Here is a 20,599-nt window from a genome sequence, read left to right on the forward strand (position 1 = left end):
CGTGCGTGAATGCGTGAAGCATCGCCTCTAGTATAAGGGGATAGAATCGTCAATAGGGGCTGATGGCGGCTTATTTGCGGGCATGGGAGGTGGATACTTATTGGGGTTGTAAAACTTTCCTTTGAATTTCGATAGCTATTTTGGATAGGTAGGAGATGTTTGCGTATGCCACCCTAGGGAATTGGGGGATTCCCCTATTGCGTCCTTACGCAAGGATTGATATTGGGGCCTTTCTTTAGGGGAGAAAACATATCGGACAGTGGGCTGTCCAAAGGGGTTTGAAGGGTTATGGGCACTGAATCTGCCGCGCAAGCGGAACAGATCGTCTCTGGCGTTTCCGAAAAAGAACAGAATGTTGCCGAAGGTTCGAACGGCAACGAAGCGCATGCTGCGAATCCCGGCGAAAAGCTGTCGAAATCGCCGCACGAATTTCTGTTTGAAATCTTCTGGCTGCTCTCGCAGTCTCCCAATCACAAATACATGTTCATTGCCGACATGGAGTGGTACCTCATGCCGCCATTCCGTCTGCGGCAGATCAAGATATTCCACAAGGAGGGCGCGCCCGTGGCTTATGCCTGCTGGGCAAAGGTGAGCGACGAGGTGGACGAGCGTCTGCGCAACGGCTCCACCAAGCTGCGGCCCGAGGAATGGAATTCCGGCGAGAATCTCTGGCTTGTTGATCTGGTTACGCCGTTTGGCGGGGCCGAGTTTGTGGTCAATGAGTTAAAAGAGAAAGTTTTTGAGGGAAGGAAAATGAAAACCTGGCAGCCCGCGCCTGATGGTAATGGACTGGTAGTGGTGGAGTGGAACTAATTCTTAGCAGTTTATAGAGATAAATTATGAAGAAAATTTTTATTTTAGTTTTACTTGTTTTTTTGCTCGGCTGCTATACACAGCAAAAAAAGCACACTCTAAGTAAAGAGGATGTTGAATTTGCCTTGCGCCAGACTGTTGATCATTATTTAGGGGCTGGAAAATATATTTTTTTAGATTGTAATAACATTAATGAAAAAACATATGGATCAACAGATAAATTTGTAATTTTATTTTATAATAATAGTGAAATAAGGTCAAAAGCATTGGCCATAGTATTTAAGGGATTAAGTGATGAACTTAAAGATGTTTCATTCTTTTTGTATAAAATAAGTGATGACGATAGGACGCCTAAATCGTTTATTTACTCAGATGAATATAATTTTTTAAGGATGGATAATTATCCATTGTTGGTAATGGTAAAAAGGAATAGTTATAACGATTATTCTAAGGATATATTTACTAGTGCTAGCTCATCGATAGATGGAATTGTTAGAATGGAAAATGAAATACGATCATTTGCTGAAAAATATTTTCAATAGGAGTTAGCAATGGATAAAAGTTTTAATAGAACTTATGCAAATAAAAAAAGTGTTAAGGCTTGGGGAGGATTTGGCCCTGTGTCCGGGGAAGTGATGCATGATTTTGAAAAATCAGAAACCACAATTAAAGGATCTGCTAAATATGGATGGGGAGGTGTTAGCGAAAAAACTACTATTCACTCCTCTGGAATAAGTCATTCATTAACAAATGCATTTGGGCCTAGTGCATCATTTAGTTTAGGAAATGTTGCACAAATAACTGGTGAATTTACAATAAATCATAGAGTCACGGTACACACTTTTAATGATACACCTCCTGTTTCTGAAATGGATGTATTTGGACGTATGGCTGGTGAAGTCCGTATTGGGCCAAGTTCATGGGGGTTTGAGTCTGAGTATTATGGTCCAGCAGTGACAGCAGGAGTGCTGGGGCTTGGGAATGGGGATATACAGAGGACAATAGATAAGTGGCGAAATGATGCCATTGATAAAGAGTTGGATAAGTATTTTGGTGGTGATGACACAGACGTTACGGGTCAACCAACAGAAGGTGATGCTTTAGCAGGCCCCAACGCCAATGCGACTGATCGTGAAGGTGAAGGGACTGCGGGGAAGAGTAAAGATTGTGCATCACAGGGGGGGACTGACCAGTCTTGACCCATCGCCATTGACCTCGTCGGTGACGGGGTAGACCTGATTGATCTCGATAACTCCACTGCATTCTATGATGCCAATGGAGACGGCTTCCGAAATAAAATCGGCTGGGTTGGTGCGGAAGACGCTATCCTTGCTTATGACAAGAATCTTGACGGCATCATCTGTGATGTCGATGAAATTTCCTATGTGGGCTACAAGGAAGGGGCGCAGACCGACCTTGAGGGCCTGACAGCGTTCGACACCAACAACGACGGGCTGCTGGACGCCAATGACGCGGATTTCGGCAAGTTCCGTGTCTGGCAGGACCTGGACCAGGACGGCGAGTCCGACGAGGGCGAACTCAAGACCTTGGAAGAGGCGGGCATTACCTCCTTTGAGCTGACCAGTGACGGCGTACGCGAGGAGCGCGGTTCCAATACCATCTTCGGCACCGGCAAATACCACAAGCAGGGCCAGCATAATCAAACCAACGGCGAGACCGGCGATTTCACGGATACCGCTTTCGGATACAGCGACTATGGCTTTAAGGATCTGGAGGATGGCCGCAAGGTTCTCGGCAGCGCCGAGGGCACGCAGCTGCTTTCCAACGAGAATGCCACCGATGATCTTTCCATTGATGTTTCCCAGATAGACTATGACGGCTACGTGTCCGGTTCCGGCAATGACGAACTCGTCTCCAACGTGGACGAAGACGTGTTGCTGGACGGCCGTGCAGGCAACGACACCATCACGGGCGGCGCAGGCAATGATTGGCTTTCCGGCGGCCAAGGTGCGGATGTCATCAGCGGCGGCGAGGGCTCGGACGTCATCTTCATGGACGCCGAAGACCTGACCTTGGGCAGCGTGGACGGCGGCGAAGGTTTCGACATCGGGGTCGTCTCCTCGGAAGACGCCGTGAGCATGGACCTTTCCGAGCACGACCTTGAAGCCGTCATCGGCAACAAGGGCGACGATGTCTTCTCCACCTCCGGCGATTCCGGCATCTACGTGGACGGCAAGGAAGGCAACGACCAGCTCACGGGCAGCGACCAGGGCGACGTGCTTATCGGCGGCGAGGGAAGCGATACCCTTTCCGGCGGTGCTGGCAACGATTGGCTCTTTGTGGACAGCGAGGACAGCCTCGACAATATCTCCGGTGGTGAAGGGTCGGATACCCTCGTTGTGCAGGACGAGGTTGGCATGGAGATCGACCTCGGCGCGGTGGACGTGGAGACGGCCATCGGTGGTACGGGCGACGATACGCTTTGGTCCAGCTCTGCCGACGCCGTAAACATCGACGGCGGCGAAGGCGACGACTCCATCCACGGCGGTGTCTCTGACGACTATCTGTTCGGCGGCGTTGGCAATGACACCATTCATGGCGGTGGCGGTAATGACGTCATCGACGGCTGGACTGGCGACGACACCCTGACCGGCGGTGCTGGCAACGACATTTTTGTCTTTGGTCATGGCCGAGGCAACGACGTCATCACCGATGGTAGCGAAGGCGACCACATCTGGCTTTCACAGGACGTGGACATCGAGGATGTCGAGATCGTCCACGAAGGCGACAACTATATTCTGACCCTGACCGATACGGGCGAAACTCTGACCGTCTCCGACCAGATCGGCGGATTCTACATTTCCAACACCAATAACGGCCAGCCCGGCTTTATCAACCTGACCGGCAAGGCTGGCCGGGACAAGCTCATGTTCTCGGGCAACCGGGACGGTTATATCTTCACCCTGGGCGACGAAGACTCCATGTGGGGCAATGACGCCGGAAACTACATCAACGGTGGTGAAGGAAAGGATACGCTGCTCGGTTTCGGCGGCGACGACACCTTGGCCGGTGGCGCAGGAGCGGATGTGCTCAACGGTGGCGGCTATGAGACCCTGACCTTCCAGGGGATTGGCGTTGCCGGGTATCGGCATGAAGATATTCATTTTAATTCCAGCGGGGCCGGGAATGACACCGCTACCTACAACGCCTCGGATGCCGGGGTCGACGTCGATCTGAATCGCGGCACCGGCAAGGGCGGTTATGCCGAGGGTGATAAGCTTACCAGCATCGAGAACCTGACCGGCTCCGAATATAATGATACCCTCAGCGGCACCAATGCCGCCAATGTGCTCAAGGGACGCGCTGGTGATGACATTATTGACGCCCGTGGTGGCGACGACATCATCGAAGGCGGCGAAGGCAACGACAGTATCAGCGGTGGGGCAGGCAACGACCTGATTACCGGCGGCAAGGGGGACGATACCATTGACGGCGGTGCGGGGAATGACCTTGTCAATTACGCCGATGAATACGTTTCGGTGAACGTTGATCTTGAGGCCGGAACCGCCACCAGCTCCACGGGCAATGACACTTTGAGCAATGTCGAAAGTGTCATGGGATCGTTCCGTTCGGATACCATTGCCGGCAGCTCGGAAGATAACGAGCTTTACGGCGCATGGGGCAACGACAAGCTTTATGGTCGCGACGGGGATGACTATCTCGACGGCGGTGCCCACAACGACCTGCTGGACGGCGGCACGGGCGACGACGAGTTGCTCGGCGGCAGCGGGGATGACACGCTGCTGGGCGGCGAGGGCGTTGACACACTTGATGCCGGAACCGGCGATGACTCGCTGGACGGCGGTGCAGGCAACGACCTGCTCACCGGCGGCGAAGGAGACGACACCCTCGGCGGCGGAGATGGTGTCGACACGCTTTATGGAGGGCTGGGCAACGATATCCTCGATGGCGGTTCCGGCGACGACCTTGTTGTCGACTTGAAGGGTAACAACACCTTGAACGGCGGCGAAGGCAATGACTATGTCGTCGGCAGCGATGGGGACGATACCTATGTCGGCAGCGCCGGGAACGACACCTTCTTCGGCAATGACGGCAATGATACGGCCCAGTTTGAAGGCGATTATGTCGACTACTCGGTGGTCCGCGAGGGAGGCCGGGTGGTGGTTACCAAGCTGGAAACCGGCGATGTCACCGTGCTGGTGGACGTGGACGAACTCAAGTTCGACGACCAGACCATCAAGGTGGCCGACCTGCCTATTTCAGACATGGCTTTGCCGGACGACGATGAGGAAGAAATTTCATATGCGCGCCCGGTTTTAACCACGGCCGAGATGATGGCCAAGGCTGCTGCGCTCGGCGTGGCGGTAGTGCTTGTTACCGAGGAGTCCTCCGACGCCAACATCCTGACCAAGCTTGGCCAGCCGGACGAGCCCGCCGGGGTGCCCGGGGGGGCCGCGGACGACGGCGGCAGTGCAACGACCGTTGCAGGGGCTGCGGATATTGCCGATGTGTACGCAGCGGCGGAAAACGGTTCTCCGTCGGCGGATGATACTACGCAGGGCGGAGTCGTTGTTCCTCCTGAGGGTGGCTCCGCAGGTCTTGTTGCATCCGGCGATGAGAATCCCCAATCGACGGCGGATATGCCGACAGGCCCCGTGTTTGGCGATTATGACGGACAGGTCGGGGCTGGCTCTGGTGTGACTGTGACAGGCGATGGCGACACAAGTGGCGGTGGAGATACTCCTGCGAATGCTGCTGCCGACGACACTGGCGGTTCCGCAATTGAACTGGATGCCATAGGAGATGTCATTGTCGACCTGAATCCTACAGCCAACGGCAAGGAAGGCGAAGCCATTTCATTGGATCTCAATGCCGATGTCTCTGGTATCGATTTTGTCGCTCGTCCATTCATAATTTCCGGTGTGCCCGACGGTGTGACGCTTTCGGCAGGTATCGAGTCCTCGCCGGGCACGTGGTCGCTGAGTCAGGGCGACCTGGGCGGCTTGAAACTTGTCCTGCCAGAGGAGTGGGCCACGGATTTCGAGCTGAAGGTGACCACTACAGGCTACACCGAGTCCGGTCCGGTCCGCGCCAGCAAAACCGTGACTCAATCGTTCACCGTTGTGGTGGAAGCCTCTTCCGAAGTGCCGACCATCAGCGTGGATGCGGAAACCATTTCCACCTCCAGCACGTCCGCCAACCAGAACGTATATGCCAAGGCTGGCGTGGAAACGCTTGTGGGCGGTGGCGATGACATTGTGCGAGGCTCCGGCGGCAATGACGTTATTTACGGCGACAAGTTCGCGGAAGGAGCAACGGCGACGGCGAGCCTGACCATTGATGCGGACATGGTGAATCCGGATTCGGACGGCACCGAAAGTCTGACCGTGACCGTGTTCGGCGTGCCCGAAGGTGGCAGCCTGAGCGCCGGGGTTGAAGCCGAGCCGGGTATTTGGCTCCTGCAGCCGAATGAGTTGGCGGAGCTTTCCATTACAGTGCCCGCGAGCGGTGAGGATTATACTCTCTACGCCGTGGCGACAACAACGGACATCGATCCTGATTCCGGGCCGGTGCCCACTGCATCACAGCCCATGGAAATCGTGGTCAAGGCTTCCGATTTGGCCGGGAACGACACTCTTTACGGCAATGCTGGGAACGACAGCATCTACGGCCAGGGCGGCAATGACACAATTTACGGCGGAGTGGGTGATGATGTCTTGGGCGGCGGTGACGGCGACGATGAAATCCATTTTGACAAGGGGGATACCGTTGTCGGAGGAGACGGTTTTGATACCGCCATCTACACCGAAACAGGCGATTTGAAATTCGACCTGGGAGAAAGCCAGATCGAGAAGCTCGTGGCCAGTCAGGGTGATGATACGTTGTTTACTGCAGCCGCAGCCAGCGTCGATATTGATGCCGGTGCCGGTAATGACATCGTCAATGGAGGCATGGGCAACGACTCTCTGAGTGGGGGCGAAGGGGATGATATTGTCGTCGGTGGAAGCTGGAACGACATCATCAAGGGCGGCGCAGGCAGGGATAGCCTGAGCGGCGGCGCTGGCGACGATGTTGTTTATGTAGACGCCGACGATGACCTGAGCTTCCTGTCCGGCGGTAGTGATGACGATACGTTGTATATCGAGTCTGGTATTGGTCTTTCCCTTGACGCCGGGGCAACAGGGTTTGAGCATGTCTTTGCCGGTTCCGGCGACGATACCCTCGGGACTACTGGCGACGATGCCGTGGAATTGGACGGCGGAGCAGGGAACGACGTCATCTACAGCGGCAAGGGGGCCGATACCCTGCGCGGCGGCGAAGGCAGCGACACCTTGTCCTTCAGAAGCTCGGAGACTGCCGTCACCATCAATCTCAAGGGGACGAGCTCCGGCGGATATGCCGAGGGCGATGTCATCAGCGGCATTGAGGTCATCGAAGGCTCCGGCCATGATGATACGTTTATGGGCAGCGCTGGTGACGATACGTTCATTGGTGGCGATGGAACGGACAAAGCCGTCTACGATGGCAACCGGGATGATTTCACCATTCAGCGCACTTCGGAAGGCTCTATTGTCATAGGTGAGGGCACCGATACTTTGAAGTCGTTTGAGAGGCTTCAGTTTGGCGATGGCGAAATAGAACTCAAAGATTTTGCTCTCGATAGCCTTGTCTCACTGAAGACAGGGGAGTCCGCAGAAGGCAAACTCGGTGGTATCGGGCAGGGCCTGACCTACAGCATTGAAAACGGGCCTGCCGGTGGCAGCGTGACTCTCCATGATGATGGAACTTACTCATATCAGTGCAACGATGATTATTACGGGAGTGATAGTTTTACGTACAAGGCTGTCGATGAATTCGGCATTGAACATATGGGAACTGTTGAGTTGAATGTTGTTGCCGAAAATATGTCTCCAGACATATATACAAGTGATACTCTTGATAATGTTTTTGCACTTCCTGGAGGTCGAGTTGTATTTAGTTAGTCGTATGGAAGTCTAGAGAGTGTGATTTTTGGTGGGCATGTTGGTTCTCACTCCAATCCTGTGATGCTTGGAAATGATCATTATGCTATTATGCATTATGAACTCAGGAGGCATCGAGAACATTTCAACGATGAACCATATTACTGGGTTATTGATCATCAATCAAGAGTTGTTACAGTCTACGACTTAGAGGGAAACACCGTTAAGTCAGTTGCCGCTAACTCCAATGGCGGTAACTCGTCCACTAATGGTGGCGGGGGAGGCTCTTTGCCTTCTTTTGATGTGATGGGATATCATCTTACATATAGCGGTAATACACTTTACGGCCCAGCATACACAGAGTGCTATAAAAATGATATGACAGAGCTCGCCAATGGTGATCTGGTCAAGGTGTGGACAGATTATCATGAAGGCAAATATGGCATGTGGGCACAGCTTTATGATGCCAGCGGCGAATCAAAAGGTGATGTGACTTTGATTGGTAGTGGCTACACTGCAAGCTCCATTGCGCCTTTGGCGGATGGTCGTTTTGTTGTCATGTGGCGAATCAATAAGTACAAAACTCAGCGAATCGTTGTGAGCCTTCAGGATCCTGTGCCTGAAGATACTGCTGGAAATGATGTCATTTACGCCACCGACAACAATGACGTTGTGACTGCCACGGAAGGCGATGATCTTCTGAAAGGCCGAGGAGGCGATGATACCCTTGTCGGTGGCATAGGCAACGATACGTTGTATGGCGAGGAAGGCGCGGATAGCCTTATTGGCGGAGTGGGGGCTGACTATCTGGATGGCGGCGAAGATATCGATACCGTGAGCTATGCCGCCTCCGACGCGGGAGTATCCATTGATCTTGCCGCTGGAACCGGCACAGGCGGTCACGCTGAGGGTGATATTCTGAGCAATATCGAAAACGTCATTGGCTCGGCCTATGACGACAACATCACCGGCAACGACCAGGATAATGAGCTCACTGGCGGTGAAGGCGATGATACCCTGGGTGGGGCGGGTGGAAACGATACTGTCATATACGATGGCGATTACTCCGACTACACCGTAACACAGAATGGGGATGGCACCGTAACGGTTGCCTGGAATGGTACAGGCACCAATTGGGGGACGGATACTCTCTCCAACATCGAGACAATCAAGTTTAACGACAAGACGATTCATCTCGACGGAACAAATAACGCACCTGACGCAGTTAACGACACGGTTTCGGCGGTCAAGGACACTGCCCTGACCATTGCAGTAGCCGATCTGCTGGCCAATGACTCCGACTTTGACGGGGACGACCTTTCGATTACGTCCGTGAGCGATCCGGTCAACGGCACTGTGGAGATTGATGCCGAGGGCAATGTGGTTTTCACGCCGACCGCCGACTTCGAGGGTGAGGCGTCTTTCAAATACACAATTACAGACGTCCATGGTGCGACCCATGAGGCGATCGTTACCGTGGATGTCGAGCCTGTTGCGCCGCCTGTGGCCATCGACCTGGATGGAGACGGCCTGGAATTTACCTCTCTGGCGGCCTCCATGGCCTATATGGACGTGGATGGTGACGGTTCGCTGGAACATACCGCCTGGGTGGGCAAGGACGACGGAGTGTTGGCCTTTGACCGCAACCATGACGGCACGGTGAATGGTTTCAGCGAGATCTCCTTTGCCGGAGACCACGCGGACGCCAGGACCGACCTCGAAGGCCTGGCGCTGGCATACGACAGCAATCATGACGGTATGTTTGATTCCCGCGATGACCAGTGGAGCCGCTTTGGCGTCTGGCAGGATGCCAACAGTGACGGCGTGTGCCAGCACGGTGAGTTCATGTCCATGGATTCGGTGGGTGTTGAATCGATCAATCTGGTGAGCGATCCGGTTGCGGCCTGGAATGGAGATGTCTGGGTGCATGGTACCGCATCCGCAACCTTCCTGGACGGCCACAGTGCGGAGGTGGGCGATATCGGTCTCGGTTATACCGAGGCCACGGAGCCGGGCGAGATGATCACTTTCGGTGAGGTGCCCCGCGAGGATTCCTGGCTGCACAGCCAGCTTCAGGACCTGTATGACGCCCCGACGGACTCGTCCTCCGGTTTCGATACGGATATCCATGACCATGGCGTGCTTCATGCCGATGCCATTACGCACGTGGACGTCCCGATGGATTCGCATGTGGATTCCCATATGGATGCGCATATTGATCTGAATCCCCATGAACTCGTACAGTCCATGGCGGCCTTCCACATGGATGATAGCCACGTTGACTCCGATCCTGTTGTGGATACCCATATGCCCGACGTCGTTCACGTCCTCTGGGACGAAACGCCCACGGATGATGTGAATTCGTAAGCGATCTGCAAAATCTTAAAAGAGCGCCGTACTGAATCCTCCAGTACGGCGCTTCTTTGTCTCTACTGTTATATCTGGAGGGCACCTGAAATCCCCCGTAAAATTTCTGGCCCAAACAGCGCCGAGGAGTTTCACATGCGCAAATCAAGATTCACTGAGCACCAGGTCGTGCGGATTTTGAATTCGTGGGTGGGGCAAAAAATCAGAGTTGACTGGGGTCTGAAACAAAAAAGACTCAAGTAACTACTTGAGTCTTTTGTATTTTTTGGCGCGCCAGGGAGGATTCGAACCCCCGGCCGTCGGCTTAGAAGGCCGATGCTCTATCCAACTGAGCTACTGGCGCGCGGAGGGCCATTTTCTAAACAAGCCCGGCCGTGTGGTCAAGCAAAAGGTTTTCGGCGCAATCCTTTCCTGATATGTGGTGGCGCACACAAGGAGTACCCGTGGCGATACTGCAAACATACAACGACGTCAGAGCCTACATGGACCGGCTCGGGCTGTTCAGCATGGATCTCGGGCTGGGCCGCATGGAATCATTCTGGGCCGGGCACCATGCCCCTTCCTTTCCCATCGTGCACGTGGTGGGGACCAACGGCAAGGGGTCCACATCCACGTTTTTCGAGTCCGTGGCCCGCGAGCATGGTTTGCGCACCGGGCTGTTCACCTCGCCCCATTTCGTGACCCCGCGTGAGCGCATCAAGGTGGACGGCCGGATGCTTTCCCGCGAGGACTGGTTGCGTCTGGCCAACCAAGTGCTGGAAACGCCCGGAGGCGACACGCTGACCTATTTCGAATTCCAGACCTGCCTGGCCATGCTGGCGTTCATGGACAAGGGCGTGGATGTGGCCATCATGGAGGCCGGGATGGGCGGCAGGTATGACGCCACCAATGTTTTTTCCCCCCAGCTGACCCTGTTCACACCCATAGGTCTGGACCACGAAAAGGTACTCGGTTCCACCATCAACGCCATTGCGCAGGACAAGGCCGGGGCCATGCATGCCGACGGCGTGGCCGTCACCGGGGGGCAGGAGCCAGAGGCCTTTGCCGTGTTGCAGGGGCGTGCCCGGGCCTTGGGCATAGAATTCCACGAAGCCCGCGAGGTGGCCGAAGAAGTGGCGTCGCCTCTGGGGCTGCGTGGGGAACACCAGCGCGACAACGCACGGCTGGCCGTGGCCGGTTGGCGGCTTTTCGCCGGCTTGTACGGCGTGTTGCCGGATGACGACGCCATGGCGCTCGGCATGGAACAGGCTTTTATCCCGGGCAGGCTCCACATGGTCCGGCCCGAAGGAATGCCGCAGTTCATCCTGGACGGGGCGCACAACCATCATGCCCTGGTGGCCCTGGGCCGGGAATTGCGCCACGAAGGCATCGAACCTGACGCCATTGTCTTCAACTGCATGGCCGACAAGACTTTGGACGCCATGCTGCCCCTGTTGCGCGGCTTTGGAGCGGGACCCATTCTTTGCCCGGGCATGGCGTTCGAGCGGGCAGCAGCACCGGAGGATACGGCCCGGGCCATAGGAGACAGGGCCGTGGCGTATTTCGACCTGCGCGCCGCGTTGGAGCCCCTTCGCGGAACCTGCGGCGTGGTGCTCATCTGCGGTTCCCTGTATTTACTGGCTTCCTTTTATGAGCTATACCCGGAGTTCCTGCGGCTGAAGGAATAGATTACCAAGAGCTTCAAGGAGATACGCGTGTCGCAACTCTTTCGCCATCTGCCGTCCGTGGATATCGTTCTTGCGGAACTGGAAAGGGACGAATCCCTGCGTTGCCTGCCCCGTCCGCTGGTCCGCGACCTGATCAATGAATTTCTGGATATCAAGCGCGAGGAGATCAGGTCCGGCGTGGTTTCCGAGGCTGGCGAGCTGGCTCTGGGCGTCTTGCTGCCCCGGCTGGCGGCCTTTGTCCGGGCCAAGGCCCGGCCGCACTTCCGGCGCGTGCTCAACGTCACGGGCGTGGTGGTGCACACCAACATGGGCCGGTCGCTGCTGGCCAGGGAGGCCGTGGAAGCGGTCAGCAAGGCTTGCGCCCACTATTCCAACCTCGAATTCGACCTGGAGACGGGAGAGCGGGGCAGCCGCTACAGCCACGTGGAAAAGCTGCTCTGCGACATCACCGGCGCCGAGGCCGCCCTGGTGGTCAACAACAACGCCGCGGCCGTGTTCATCATGCTCGAAACCCTGGCCAAAGGGCGCGAGGTGGTGGTCTCCCGCGGTCAGCTCGTGGAGATCGGCGGCTCGTTTCGTATACCGGACGTCATGTCCAAGAGCGGGGCCATCCTGCGCGAGGTGGGGGCCACCAACCGCACCCACGTGCACGATTACGAACGGGCCATTGGCGACAACACTGCCGCGCTCATGCGCGTGCATACCTCCAATTTTCGGCTCATCGGTTTCACCAAGGAAGTTTCGCTGGAAGAGATGCGTCAGCTCGGCGACCGCTACGGTCTGCCCGTGCTGGAGGATCTGGGCAGCGGCAGCCTGTTCCGTTTCGACGGCACCGGACTCATCAACGAACCCACAGTGCAGGAAGTGGTGGCGCAGGGGGCGGACGTTGTTTCCTTTTCGGGCGACAAGGTGCTCGGCGGACCGCAGGCAGGCATTATCGTGGGCCGCAGGGAATGGATCGAGCGCATCAAGCGCAATCCTGTGAACCGCGCCCTGCGCATCGACAAGATGACCCTGGCCGCCCTGGAGGCCACGTTGCGCCTGTACCTGGACATGGACAAGGCGCGCGAGTCCGTGCCCACCCTGAACATGATCACCATGGATTACAAGACCCTGCGCGGCCGTGCCGGGCGGCTGGCCAAGACGTTGCGGGCCGAGCTGGGCGACGCGGCGGACATCGCCATCCGCAAGGGCGTTTCCCGCGTGGGCGGCGGCGCGTTCCCGGAGCAGGATATTGCCACCTCGCTGGTAGCCGTGAATCCGAAAAACATTTCCGTGCGCGAACTCAAGAAACGCCTGCTCGATACCGAGCCGCCCCTGGTGGGGAGGATCGAGGACGAAGGATTCTGCCTGGACCCGCGCACCCTTGATCCCCGGGAAAATGGGCTCGCCGCAAAAGCGCTGAAGCAGGCCCTGGGGATTGCATAACGCATGAACGTCGCCCGGCCGGGCGATTCCCGAAACGTTTTGGGAAAGGGGGCTCGGGGGAACGCCCTTTTCCAAAAGGCTATTCCCCCGTCAACATTCCGAGGAACGTCATGTCCAAGAAAAAAGATATTGAACTGGAACACAAGCCTAAGAGCGCGTGGGAGGTCTATTCCTCCAAGAAACACGTGGCTGCCATGGACAAGCTGGCCGACAGGTACATCGATTTCCTGAGCCGCTGCAAGACCGAACGGCTGGTCATGGATTACGTGCGCGAGAGGGCCGAGGCCGCAGGCTTTTCCGAGGACTTCGCCAAGAGTGCGGTTGTGCGCATCCAGCGCGGCAAGGCTGGATTCATGGCGCGCAGGGGCAAGCGTCCCTTGTCCGAGGGCTTCCGGCTCATCGGCGCGCACGCCGACTGCCCGCGTCTGGATCTCAAGCAGAATCCGCTTTATGAGGACACCGAGATCTGCCTGGCCAAGACCCACTATTACGGCGGCATCCGCAAGTACCAGTGGCTGACCTCGCAGCTCGCCCTGCACGGCGTGGTGGTCAAGAAGGACGGCGAAGTTGTCAGGGTCGCCGTGGGCGACGACCCCGCCGACCCGGTGTTGACCATCACCGACCTGCTGCCGCACCTGGCATACAAGGAAGTGGAAAAGAAGGTCAGCGCGGCGTTCGAGGCCGAAAAGCTGAACATCGTGTTGGGGCAGAGTCCGCTTTTGGGCAAGAAGGACGATGACGGGAAGGGCAAGGTCAAGGACCATATCCTCAAGCTTCTGAATGACCGCTACGGCATCACCGAGTCCGACTTCTTCAGCGCCGAGCTGCAGATCGTTCCGGCCGGTCCGGCCCGCTATGTGGGCCTGGATTCCTCGCTTATCGGCGGTTACGGCCATGACGACCGTTCCAGCGTGTTCTGCGCACTGGAGGCGCTGCTGGCCGAGGACAAGCCCGAATACACCCAGATCGCTCTGTTCTGGGACAAGGAGGAAATCGGCTCGGACGGGGCCACCGGCGCGAAGTCCCTGTTCTTCGAATACACCCTGGAAGACCTTATCGAGGCCTGGGAACCGGACACGAAGCTTTCCCGGGTAATGCTGAACGGCACGGCGCTTTCGGCGGATGTGGCCGGGGCCGTGGACCCGGACTTCAAGGATGTTTCCGAGGAGCGCAATTCTGCCTATCTGGGATACGGTCCGTGCTTCAACAAGTTCACCGGCCATCGCGGCAAGGTGGGGGCCAACGACGCGCATCCCGAGTTCATCGGCTGGCTGCGCCGGATTCTGGACGACGCGGGCATCCCGTGGCAGATGTCCGAGCTGGGCAAGGTGGACGCCGGGGGCGGTGGTACCGTGGCTAAGTTCCTGGCCGTGTACGGCATGGACATCATCGACGTGGGAGCGCCCGTGCTTTCCATGCACAGCCCCTTTGAGCTGACCACCAAGGCCGACATGTACGCCACGACCCTGGCCTTCCGGGAGTTTTTCAAGAATTAATCCAAGGAATTCAGAATAATGAAATGCGCCATTTTTTTATGTCAAAATGGCGCATTTTTTATTTGCAATGGCCTGAAACCGGCGTATGATGAAGCCAAGTTTAAAGGAATGGTTTACGTGTAACTTCCTAACAAATCTGTAGTCTTTTTTGACTGGGGAACGTTTTCAGGAAATTCGCAACGAACTTCAAGTTCCTTTTGAGAACCCCTGGCCCATTTGCCGGGGGTTTTCTCGTTCTGGCCGCCCATAAGCGCAATCAGTTGCGTCAGCGATGAAATCCAGATCGCTGTGTAGTTGGAATACCCTACGCTTTCAACACGTGATTCACGAATTCCAGGGGAATGGACGTGTTCTTGTAGATGTCCTCGGGCGACATGCCTTCGGCGTGCAACCGTTTGATGAGCTGGGGCAGTGGCTCGGCTACCTCAACTATGTGCCCGTCCGGATCCAGCACCCGGAAGCCGAGCTGCAGCCATGGGGCAGCCTCCAGTTCGTTGAGTACGGTGTCGCAGCAATTCATTACCCGTTGCCATTCGGCCCGGATGTCGTCGCTCTCGAAGTAGAGCTCGAAGTTTCTTGCCGCCAGCGGTCCCTGGCGTTTTTCGTTTGGTCCGTAAATGACGCTGACCGCGGCATCGGCCTGCCAGAGGGAAAAGCCCTTGAAGGCCACGTGCGGCCCATGGTCGGCCTCCACTTTCTGGCCCATGACGGTTTCATAGAATTGGCGGGAACGGTTGATGTCGGCTACGAATATCGCCGGTCCTTCAAAAGTGATGGTCATTATGGTCTCCTGTTTTTGAGGGGACTCTACTTCGGGGACGGAGGCTCGTCTTGTAGAAAATCGACAGTGTCGGGTCTTGCCTGGAATTGCGCGGGCGTCACTCCACAGAGTTGCTTGAATTCCTTGGTGAAGTGGGCCTGGTCCGTATAGCCCGCGTCCAGGGCGGTATGGGCAATGGGTTGTTGTGTCAGGAGGCGCAGCGAGTGCGTGAGACGGTTGACGCGGGCGAACTTCTTGGGTGTCAGGCCCACCGTGTGCTTGAAGCTGCGTTCCAGGGTCTTCTGGGAGACACCCATGTCATGGGCCAGCTCCGCCACGGAGGGAGCCGCGCCCGGCATGCTGAGGCGTGTCGCGGCCGTAAGGGAGAGCCGCGTATCCTTTTCACCGAGCCGGAGCCGGTCAAGAAGATGGTTCTCCACAGTGGCGATCAATTGCTCCGGGACCGGTTCTGTTTCGCCCAGAAAATCGACCATGGGCGCGAGGTCGGGGAAGATGTCCCTGATGGGCACATCCAGCGAGGCGAACTCCGAGGCCGGGGCGGGCAGGATGGAAGCGCCGCCGGGACGGAACCGGATGCCCGCGACAACGGGATGGGTCGGGAGCCTGATGAGCTCGTGTTCGGGCATGATGCCGCAGAAGAATGCCGACGGAGGCGTGTTCATGTCCGGCAGATGGGCGGGAAGCATGCCGCCGCGCAGGTCGAAGATCAGGTCCATGCAGCCGTCCGGATAGACGCGAATCACGCGTTCCTCTTCCGCAATGGTCCCGATCAGGGTCCAGTAGCAGCGGACGAGATTCTGCAAGGCCGGGCAGGGGCGGAATTCCCGGTAGACGCGGCGGTTTGAAAGCATGGCGCATGATAGCCGCGCGCGGCGGGAAAAGAAAGAGCGGTTTTCTTGAGATTGGGCCGGGTTTGCTTTAGTATCGCGAACCGTATCTCCAACAGATTTAAACACAAGGAATCCGCATGCCTGTAGTCATGGGTACAGCCGGTCACATCGACCACGGCAAGACCACGCTCATCAAGGCCCTTACCGGGATCGACTGCGACCGCCTTTCCGAGGAAAAGAAGCGCGGCATTACCATTGAACTGGGCTTCGCGTTCCTGGATTTCGACGATTCCACCCGCCTTTCCGTGGTGGACGTTCCCGGCCATGAGCGGTTCGTGAAGAACATGGTGGCCGGGGCCGCGGGTATCGATTTCGTGCTGTTGGTCATTGCCGCGGACGAAGGCATCATGCCCCAGACCCGCGAGCATCTGGAGATCTGCTCGCTGCTGGGTATCGAGACCGGCATTGTAGCCCTGACCAAGACCGACATGGTGGACGAGGAGTGGCTGGAGATGGTGAAGGAGGAGGTGGCCGCCTACCTGGAGCCCACCTTTCTGGGCGGTGCGCCCATCATGCCCGTTTCCGCCCATACCGGGCAGGGCCTGGGAGAACTCAAGGCCGAGCTGAAAAGGCTCATGGACGAGTTCAAGCCCAAGCGTCGTTCCGACCTGGCCCGCCTGCCCGTGGATCGTGTCTTCACCATGAAGGGGCACGGCACCGTGGTCACGGGAACGCTCATTTCCGGCAGTTTCAGGGTGGGGGACGATGTGGTGCTGTTCCCCAAGGGCACGGAAACCAAGGTGCGCGGGCTGCAGTCCCACGGGGCGACCGTGGAGGAGGCCCCGGCGGGGCGGCGCACGGCCGTGAACCTGCAAGGGCTGGAAGTGCAGGATATTTCCCGGGGCGAGATACTGGCCCGGCCCGGAACCATGTTTCCGGCCACGGTCTGGGATATTGAGCTGTCCATGCTCGAATCCTCGCCCCTGCCTCTCAAGCACCGCAAGGAAGTGCATTTTCACCACGGCTCACGCGAGGTGCAGGCCCGCATCCATTTCCTGGACAGGGAAAAGTTGCTGCCCGGCGAGAAGTGCGTCTGCCAGGTGCGGTTCAACGAGCCCCTGGCCGGGGTCTACGGCGATCGAATCGTGCTGCGCTCCTTTTCCCCGTTGCGGACCATTGCGGGCGGGCGGATCATCAGCCCGATGGGGCACAAGATAAAACGTTTTTCCGATCGGGTGCAGGCCCTGGAGACTCTCTCTGCCGACGATTCCGACGCCGTGATTCTGCAGCAGCTCGATCTGGCGGGGTCGGCCGGCGTATCCTTTGCCGAGCTCATGATCATGTCCAACCTGGAATCCAAGGCCCTGGACAAGGCCCTGACCGGCATGGCCGGTAAACAGATGGCCCTGATGTTCGACAAGGAGGACCGCCGTTTTGTGAGCGGGGCCCTGGTGCAGACACTTTGCGATGGCCTGCTGGAGTATCTGGCCGAATTTCACAGAAGGGATTCCATGAAGCCCGGCGTGCAGCGCGGCGAACTGGCCTCCGCCTGGGGCAGGGAGCTGCCGCCCAAGCTGTTCCATCTGGTGCTGGAGCGCATGGTCAAGAAGGGCGATGTGGTGGGCGAGCAGGAGATCCTTCGGCTCAAGGACCACAAGGTTTCCCTGGCCTCGGATACGGCCAGGGTGCGCGAGATCATCCTCGGCGCATACGAGCAGGGCGGCATCCGTCCCCCGAACCTCAAGGACGTGCTGGAGCCCACCAGGATGAATTTCAAGGAGGCGGCCCCGGTCTTCCGCCACCTGCAGGACGAAGGTCTGCTGACCAAGATCAAGGAAGACATGTATTACCATACGCCCGCCTTGGAAGACATCCGCAGCCGGATTATCGCCTTTTTCGAAACCAGCGAGGAGATGGGCGCACAGGACTTCAAGGGGCTCACCGACCTGTCCCGCAAGTTCGCCATTCCCGTGTTGGAGTATTTCGACAAGGAACGGCTTACCGTGCGCGTGGGCGACGTGCGCCGTCTCAGGAAATCGGGCGTCTGAGACGGGACCGGTGCAGAATGAGGTTACTCCTTGACACGAAAGTGCCCAGCTTTTAGGCCATGATTATGAATCGTGCGCACGCGTTTTGTCTTTTTTTCTGTCTCTTCATGCTGCTGCCCGGGTGCGCCGCAAGGAAGGGCGGCTCTTCCCATGACGCATCCAGTGTTTCCAAGACCTCCTTTGCCCAGGGGCTGGTGGATAAATCCCAGACGGCACTCAAGCATTTCCTGGCCAATGACCCGGACCAGGGCATTGCCTTCCTGATGGAGAACGCCGCCGGGATCATGATATTTCCCAATGTCGCCAAATTCGGTTTCATCGGTTCGGTCAAGGGCGGCTCGGGCGTTGCCTGCGCGCGGACGAACCGCGGATGGAGCTACCCCGTGTTCAGCGCCATGGGCGGCGGGAGTTTCGGGCTGCAGCTGGGCATCAAGCGCGGGCCGGTCCTGATCGTCTTCATGAGCCGCGAGCTGTTCGACGACGCCCGCGAAGGCGGCCTGTCCTTTGACGGCCGGGGCGGCTTCACCATCTTCAATATTTCCGAAGGGCATGACACCTCGTCCCTGGTGGCGGGCGTGGATGCCTATATGTTCGTGGATTGGGAAGGATTTTACGCGGGTGCGGCCGTGGGCGGTGTCGCCGTCTCCGGGCGCGCTCCGCTCAACGACGCCTACTACGGCGTGGATAACGTTTCCCCGGAAGAGATTCTTTACGAGGGCGTGCGCACCAACTTTGGCGCAAACGGCCTGCGGGAGCTGCTCAATGGCACCCGGTACGAGGAAAAGAAAAAGGACGGAAACCATGTTCCCGTCCTTGGATCTTCTATGGGGTGAGTGATGGGACTTGAACCCACGGCCACTTGGGCCACAACCAAGTGCTCTACCAACTGAGCTACACCCACCGCGTCGAGGGATGTACGTTTATCGAAGTCGCTTCCGGTGGTCAAGCCTTGATTTGAAAAAAAAGGAAATTAAATGGAAAAACTGATCGTTGAGGGCGGTGTTCCGCTGAGGGGAAGAATCCGGGTCAGCGGGGCCAAGAACGCGGCCCTGCCCATTCTCATGGCTTGTCTACTGGCCGAAGGCAAGGTGGAACTTTCCAACGTTCCGAGATTGCGGGATATCCATACCTCTTTGCGCCTGCTGGACATCCTGGGGTGCGAAACCTCCTTCGAGGGCAATGACGCCACCTCGGAGGTGACCAACCTTTCCCCGGAAGCTCCGTACGAGCTGGTCAAGACCATGCGCGCTTCGGTGCTCTGCCTGGGGCCGCTGCTGGCCCGGCTTGGCGAGGCCCGCGTGGCCCTGCCCGGCGGGTGCGCCATCGGCGCGCGTCCCGTGGACCTGCATCTTAAGGGCCTGGAGCGCATGGGAGCCGAGTTCGAACTGACCGAAGGGTATATTCTCGGCAAGAGCGGACGCCTGAAAGGCGCGCACATCACCTTCGACTTCCCCACCGTGGGTGGCACCGAGAACCTGCTCATGGCCGCCAGCCTTGCCGAAGGCGAGACCATCCTGGAGAACGCGGCCCGCGAACCCGAGGTGGAGGACCTGGCCAACTTCCTCAACGCCATGGGGGCCAAGATCACGGGCCAGGGAACCAGCGTCATCCATGTTGAAGGCGTGGAAAAGCTTACCGGCTGCAAGTACAAGGTCATGCCCGACCGCATCGAGGCCGGGACCTATCTGGTTGCCGCAGCCATCACCAACGGCGAGCTGCTGGTGGAGGACTGTCCGTTCCAGGAGTTGGACGCCGTGAGCTACAAGCTGCGCGAAATGGGCGTCTGGCTGGAAGAGAAGGCGGACGGCGTTCTGGTGAAGCGCAACGGCGCTCTGCGTGGCGTGGACGTGGTCACCCAGCCGCATCCCGGCTTTCCCACGGACATGCAGGCCCAGATCATGGCCCTGATGTGCGTGGCAGAAGGCACCGGTTCCATTGAGGAAAAGATTTTCGAGAACCGTTTCATGCATGTGCAGGAACTGGCCCGCCTGGGCGCCAACATCTCCCTCAAGGGGCGCATGGCCATCGTGCGGGGCGTGGACAAGCTCGTGGGCGCTCCTGTCATGGCTTCGGACCTGCGCGCCAGCGCCTCCCTGGTTCTGGCCGGGTTGGCCGGTGCCGGCAAGACTCATATCTCGCGTATCTACCATCTGGATCGCGGCTATGAACGCATTGAGGAAAAGCTCTCCGCTGTCGGCGCCAGGATTTGGAGAGAGAACGAGTAG

General features: G+C 57.6%; 13 protein-coding genes and 2 tRNA genes. 11 read left to right on the top strand and 4 right to left on the bottom strand.

What is annotated here, in order from left to right:
- Positions 1–288 precede the first annotated feature (288 nt).
- From FGL65_RS09800 to FGL65_RS09820, 5 genes are all read left to right on the top strand, one after another.
- Complete coding sequence (locus FGL65_RS09800; RefSeq protein WP_147821033.1) at positions 289–813, top strand: toxin-activating lysine-acyltransferase; 525 nt, start codon at positions 289–291, stop codon at positions 811–813.
- A gap of 26 nt (positions 814–839) precedes the next feature.
- On the top strand, positions 840–1,355 hold the full coding sequence (locus FGL65_RS09805; protein WP_147821034.1) for a hypothetical protein: 516 nt from the start codon (positions 840–842) through the stop codon (positions 1,353–1,355).
- A gap of 9 nt (positions 1,356–1,364) precedes the next feature.
- The gene (locus FGL65_RS09810) at positions 1,365–2,012 is read left to right on the top strand and encodes a hypothetical protein (RefSeq protein WP_147821035.1); all 648 of its coding nucleotides are present in this window, start codon (positions 1,365–1,367) and stop codon (positions 2,010–2,012) included.
- A gap of 9 nt (positions 2,013–2,021) precedes the next feature.
- Positions 2,022–7,778 (top strand): Ig-like domain-containing protein, encoded by a 5,757-nt coding sequence (locus FGL65_RS18640; RefSeq protein ID WP_489743261.1) that lies wholly within the window; start codon positions 2,022–2,024, stop codon positions 7,776–7,778.
- A gap of 357 nt (positions 7,779–8,135) precedes the next feature.
- A complete protein-coding gene (locus FGL65_RS09820; RefSeq protein WP_187170345.1) occupies positions 8,136–10,124 on the top strand; it encodes an SPM autocatalytic domain-containing protein in 1,989 nt (662 codons plus the stop codon).
- 266 nt (positions 10,125–10,390) lie between these two features.
- Here the strand turns inward: FGL65_RS09820 and FGL65_RS09825 are convergent.
- Positions 10,391–10,467, bottom strand: a tRNA-Arg gene (locus FGL65_RS09825).
- 100 nt (positions 10,468–10,567) lie between these two features.
- Here FGL65_RS09825 and FGL65_RS09830 point away from each other — a divergent pair.
- The 3 genes from FGL65_RS09830 to FGL65_RS09840 all read left to right on the top strand — a co-directional run bounded on the left by FGL65_RS09830 (position 10,568) and on the right by FGL65_RS09840 (position 14,715).
- On the top strand, positions 10,568–11,791 hold the full coding sequence (locus tag FGL65_RS09830) for a bifunctional folylpolyglutamate synthase/dihydrofolate synthase (protein WP_250645449.1): 1,224 nt from the start codon (positions 10,568–10,570) through the stop codon (positions 11,789–11,791).
- A 27-nt stretch (positions 11,792–11,818) separates the two neighbouring features.
- Positions 11,819–13,219: an L-seryl-tRNA(Sec) selenium transferase gene (gene selA, locus FGL65_RS09835; RefSeq protein WP_147821038.1), complete on the top strand. Its 1,401-nt coding sequence runs from the start codon at positions 11,819–11,821 to the stop codon at positions 13,217–13,219.
- Between the two features lie 110 nt (positions 13,220–13,329).
- Complete coding sequence (locus FGL65_RS09840; RefSeq protein WP_147821039.1) at positions 13,330–14,715, top strand: aminopeptidase; 1,386 nt, start codon at positions 13,330–13,332, stop codon at positions 14,713–14,715.
- A 304-nt stretch (positions 14,716–15,019) separates the two neighbouring features.
- Here the strand turns inward: FGL65_RS09840 and FGL65_RS09845 are convergent, their stop codons facing one another.
- Both FGL65_RS09845 and FGL65_RS09850 read right to left on the bottom strand, forming a co-directional pair.
- Positions 15,020–15,496 carry a VOC family protein gene (locus FGL65_RS09845; protein ID WP_147821040.1) on the bottom strand — a complete coding sequence of 159 codons (477 nt, stop codon included), beginning with the start codon at positions 15,494–15,496 and terminating at the stop codon, positions 15,020–15,022.
- Positions 15,497–15,522: 26 nt separating this feature from the next.
- Entirely contained in the window at positions 15,523–16,347 is an 825-nt protein-coding gene (locus FGL65_RS09850; RefSeq protein ID WP_147821041.1) for a helix-turn-helix transcriptional regulator, read from the bottom strand.
- A 116-nt stretch (positions 16,348–16,463) separates the two neighbouring features.
- On the opposite strand from FGL65_RS09850, the gene selB reads away from it, so the two are divergent.
- Positions 16,464–18,374 carry a selenocysteine-specific translation elongation factor gene (selB, locus tag FGL65_RS09855; RefSeq protein WP_147821042.1) on the top strand — a complete coding sequence of 637 codons (1,911 nt, stop codon included), beginning with the start codon at positions 16,464–16,466 and terminating at the stop codon, positions 18,372–18,374.
- Positions 18,375–18,439: 65 nt separating this feature from the next.
- Positions 18,440–19,207, top strand: a complete 768-nt coding sequence (locus FGL65_RS09860) for a lipid-binding SYLF domain-containing protein (RefSeq protein WP_187170346.1) — start codon at positions 18,440–18,442, stop codon at positions 19,205–19,207.
- Here FGL65_RS09860 and FGL65_RS09865 read toward each other — a convergent pair.
- A tRNA-His gene (locus FGL65_RS09865) sits at positions 19,200–19,275 on the bottom strand. The genes FGL65_RS09860 and FGL65_RS09865 overlap by 8 nt on opposite strands.
- 73 nt (positions 19,276–19,348) lie before the next feature.
- On the opposite strand from FGL65_RS09865, the gene murA reads away from it, so the two are divergent.
- The gene (murA, locus tag FGL65_RS09870) at positions 19,349–20,599 is read left to right on the top strand and encodes a UDP-N-acetylglucosamine 1-carboxyvinyltransferase (RefSeq protein WP_147821044.1); all 1,251 of its coding nucleotides are present in this window, start codon (positions 19,349–19,351) and stop codon (positions 20,597–20,599) included.

Origin of the sequence: Salidesulfovibrio onnuriiensis (assembly GCF_008001235.1) — a bacterium.
Classification (GTDB): domain Bacteria; phylum Desulfobacterota; class Desulfovibrionia; order Desulfovibrionales; family Desulfovibrionaceae; genus Pseudodesulfovibrio; species Pseudodesulfovibrio onnuriiensis.